Raw genomic sequence first — 3730 nt, 5'->3', positions numbered from 1 at the left:
CCGCAGGTCACCGTGGTCGACAACCCGACCGGGCTCACGCCCGCCGGCCTGAATCGAGCGATCGCCGCGAGCCGCCACGACGTGATCGTGAGGATGGACGGTCACGCGCTCATGCCGTCCGGCTACATCGCACTCGCGGTCGACGCGCTGCGCAGGACAGGCGCCGCCAACGTCGGCGGCCGCATGGTGCCGACCGCCCGTCAGCCGTTCGCCCGCGCCGTGTCCGTGGCGATGTCGTCGGTGTTCGGGCTCGGGGGAGCAGGGCATCGTCAGGGTGGCAGCGAGGGGCCGGCGGCCTCCGTGTACCTCGGTGCGTTCCGACGCGCGGCGCTCGCTGTGGTCGACGGCTACGACGAGCACTTCGTCCGGGCCCAGGACTGGGAGCTCAATCACCGCCTGCGGAGCGCGGGCCTCGTGGTGTGGTTCGTGCCGGAGATGGCGGTGCCCTACACGCCGCGCGCCACGTGGTCGGCTCTGCGTCGGCAGTTCTACTCCTCGGGTCAATGGCGGCGCGAGGTGGTCCGCGTTCACCCCGAGAGCCGATCGCCTCGCTATCTCGCCGCGCCTGCTGCCACGGTGGCGGTGGCTGCCGGCCTGGTCGCCGGAACGGTCGGGCTGGTGCTCGGCTCGGCGCCGCTGACCGTCGCGCTGGTGGTTCCGGCGGGCTACGCGGCGGGGGTGCTCGGCGCATCGCTCCTGCTGTTGCCGCGAACGGGCGCCGCCGCAGGGCTGAGGACCCCCCTCGTGCTCGCCACCATGCACGTCGCGTGGGGTCTGGGATTCCTCAGGGGAGTGCGCTAGGCTCGGCTTGACGCGTAGGGATAACAACGGTGTAATTCCTACAGGCAGAAACATCTGCCTCAGCGATCGGAGGACGGCCTATGTGGGATATCTACGGCGGTGCAGTGCCCTCGGACGCAGGCAAGCCGGCGCCGACTCTGGCGGCGGTGGTGGACATCTTCGACGCTGTCGAGGATGACGGACCTCTCTCGTGGCAGGAGCGAGCGCTGTGCGCTCAGACGGATCCCGAGGCATTCTTCCCCGAGAAGGGAGGATCGACCCGCGAGGCGAAGAAGGTGTGCGCTTCGTGTGACGTCCGATCCGAGTGCCTCGACTACGCTCTCGCCAATGACGAGCGGTTCGGCATCTGGGGCGGCCTCTCGGAGCGCGAGCGGCGCAAGCTCAAGCGTCGCGCTGTCTAGTCGGCCCGCCTGCGTGGGGACAGCATGAGTCCCGCGCGCATCGTCGTGCGCGCGATCGTGGTGAGCGACGGCCGCTCTCCTCATCTCGCCGCAACCCTGGACGGCGTGCTCACCCAGGATCCGATCCCCGATCACGTCCACCTCGCCATCACCTCGCCGGTCGAGTCTCCTCCCGGAGGGTGGGATCCGCGGATCCTCGTCGAGCAGGTCGAGGCGGCGGACTTCGGCGCTGCGGTCTCCGCCATCCTCGATCGGCACGCGGGCCCAGGTTCGGAGCTGCTGTGGACGCTGCATGACGACACGGCGCCGATGCCCGGTGCGCTCGCGGCGCTCGCCGCCACTGCCCGCAAGCGCCAGCTCGCCGGCGTCGTGGGTGCGGCTCACGTCAGGTGGGACGCCCCCGACCGGCTGTTGAGCCTCGGCACCACGACCACGGCGGTGGGCGCGCGCCGCATGGCGATGGTCGAGCGCGACGACGTCGACCAGGGCCAGTACGCGGATCGCGACGACGTGCTGGCGGTGTCGGTCGGCGGATCGCTCGTGCGGCGCGAGCTGTGGGAGCTGCTGGGCGGGCTCGACACCGGCGCCGAGGGATGGGGGTCGAGCCTCGACTTCTGCAGGCGCGCCTGGCGCGCCGGCTTCGACGTGGTCGCCGTCCCGCGGGCACGCATCCGCCACAGCCAGGAGCGACTCGAAGGCCGGCGCGGCGGCTCCGGTGGCGGTCCCCGGGCGACCTACGGCGCTCGGCGCGCATCCGAGTGGTTCCACGCCCAGGCATTCGCGCCGTGGTGGGCGGTGCCGCTCCTCGGCCTGTGGGCTCTCGCGTCGTCCGCTGGACGCGCTCTCCTGCGTATCGCGCAGAACGAGCCGCGACTGCTGCTCGCGGACCTGCTGGTGCCATGGAGGCTGCTGGCGGCGGCGCCACGGCTCCCGCGTGCCCGCCGCGGCATCCGTCGCGCGGGCCGATCGACCGCGGCCGAGCGTCGGCTCCTCGCCACGCCGCGGCAGGTCGCTCGCCACGTGCGCTCCCTCGAGTGGGGCGTGCGGAGTCGACGCCAGGCCGATGACGCTCCCTCCGACGTCGTCCGCGCCGAACTCGCGGCGATCGGCCGCCGTCGACGGCTGCTGCTCACGGCGCTGGGCATCGCGCTGGCCGCGTTCAGCATCGCACTGCATCCGACCTGGCTCTCGGGTCTGCTGAGCGGGCGCATGCTGGCCGGGAGCGCGCTCGGCGTCTCCGACCTCGCACTCGGCGACCTGTGGGACCGCGCCCTGACGGGGTGGACCGACCAGGCGTTCGGGGCGCCCGCGATCGACGCCTCGCTCGCGTCGCTGCTCGTCCCCTTCGCCGCGGCACCCGGCGGCCTCGCGCTGTGGCTCGGCCTCGTGCTGCTGTTCGCCCCCCTGCTCGCGGGGCTGGCGGCATGGGCGGCGATCGGCGCCGTCACCCGGTCCCTCCCCGTGCGCGCGCTCGCCAGCGCCGCCTACGCCGTGTGGCCCATGGCCATTGAGTCGGCCGCCGCAGGCAGGGTCGCGGCCGTCATTGTCCACGTGGTGGCTCCGCTGGCCGTGCTCGCGCTCGTCCGTGCGGGCGGCTGGCAGCGTGGGGAGGTGCTCGCGGACGGCTCCGAGCACGGGACTGCGCCACGGCCCTCGCGGAGCGCCGCCGCGGGCGCCGGCGCGGCAATGGCCGTGATCGCGGCTGCCGTGCCGGTCCTGGCTGTCGTGGCCGTGCCGGTGCTGATCGTCGTCGGAGCCGGGGCTGGGCGCGCTCGATGGCGAATCTGGGGAGCGTCCGTGCCGATGCTCGTCGTCTCGGGCGCTGGCGCGCTCGCGGCGATCCGTTCCGGCTCGGTCGCCGACGCGTGGGCGATCCTCACGCGGGAGCCCGGGCCGTCGGCCGCCGCGCAGCCACTGTCGGCCGCGGAGCTGCTGCTCGGAGGGATCGGCGACGCCGGCAGCGTGCCCACGCTGCTCGATGCGGCCGTGCGCGCACTCCCTGTCGCGATCCTGGTCGCCGCAGGCGTCGCCGCCGTGGTCGGGCGCCGGCGCCTGCTGACGGGTCTCGCGCTCGTCACGGCGGCGGGCTCGCTCGTTCTCGGGGTCGCGGTCCAGTCCGTGTCGCTCTCTCCCGACGCCGGCGCCGGTGGGACGCAGGCGAACGGATGGTACGGCCCCGCGCTCTCCGCGGTGGTTCTCGTGCTCGTCGTGGTCGCCGGACTCGGCGCCATGGACAGGCGGGCCGAGGCGTCCGACGCCCGCACGTCGGAGGGCTACATCGAGCTCACCGCCGTCGACAACGATCTGATCGCCGCCTGCCAGGGTGCGATCGACAATGGCGAGACGGTGGTGATCGACCGCGAGATCCGCAATGTGAACCGCACGGTCGGCGCCATGCTGTCCGGGCGCATTGCCGAAAAGCACGGCCATGCCGGGCTCAAGCCCGATGCCATCCGGATCAACTTCACCGGCGTGGCCGGCCAGAGCTTCGGCGCATGGCTGGCACATGGCGTCACGGTGGACCTGGT

The 3730-nt window shown here is 73.2% G+C and carries 3 protein-coding genes; all 3 read left to right on the top strand.

The window, feature by feature from the left end:
- On the top strand, window positions 1–801 hold an 801-nt coding region (locus QZ483_RS13105; RefSeq protein WP_297084740.1), incomplete at its 5' end, for a glycosyltransferase.
- An 80-nt stretch (window positions 802–881) separates the two neighbouring features.
- Window positions 882–1202: a WhiB family transcriptional regulator gene (locus tag QZ483_RS13100; protein WP_297084738.1), complete on the top strand. Its 321-nt coding sequence runs from the start codon at window positions 882–884 to the stop codon at window positions 1200–1202.
- A gap of 24 nt (window positions 1203–1226) precedes the next feature.
- The coding region (locus QZ483_RS13095; RefSeq protein WP_297084736.1) for a glycosyltransferase at window positions 1227–3730 on the top strand (2504 nt) is incomplete at its 3' end.

Source organism: uncultured Demequina sp. (genome assembly GCF_913055775.1).
Taxonomy (GTDB): domain Bacteria; phylum Actinomycetota; class Actinomycetes; order Actinomycetales; family Demequinaceae; genus Demequina.
This window is presented reverse-complemented; position numbering and strand designations above follow the sequence as displayed.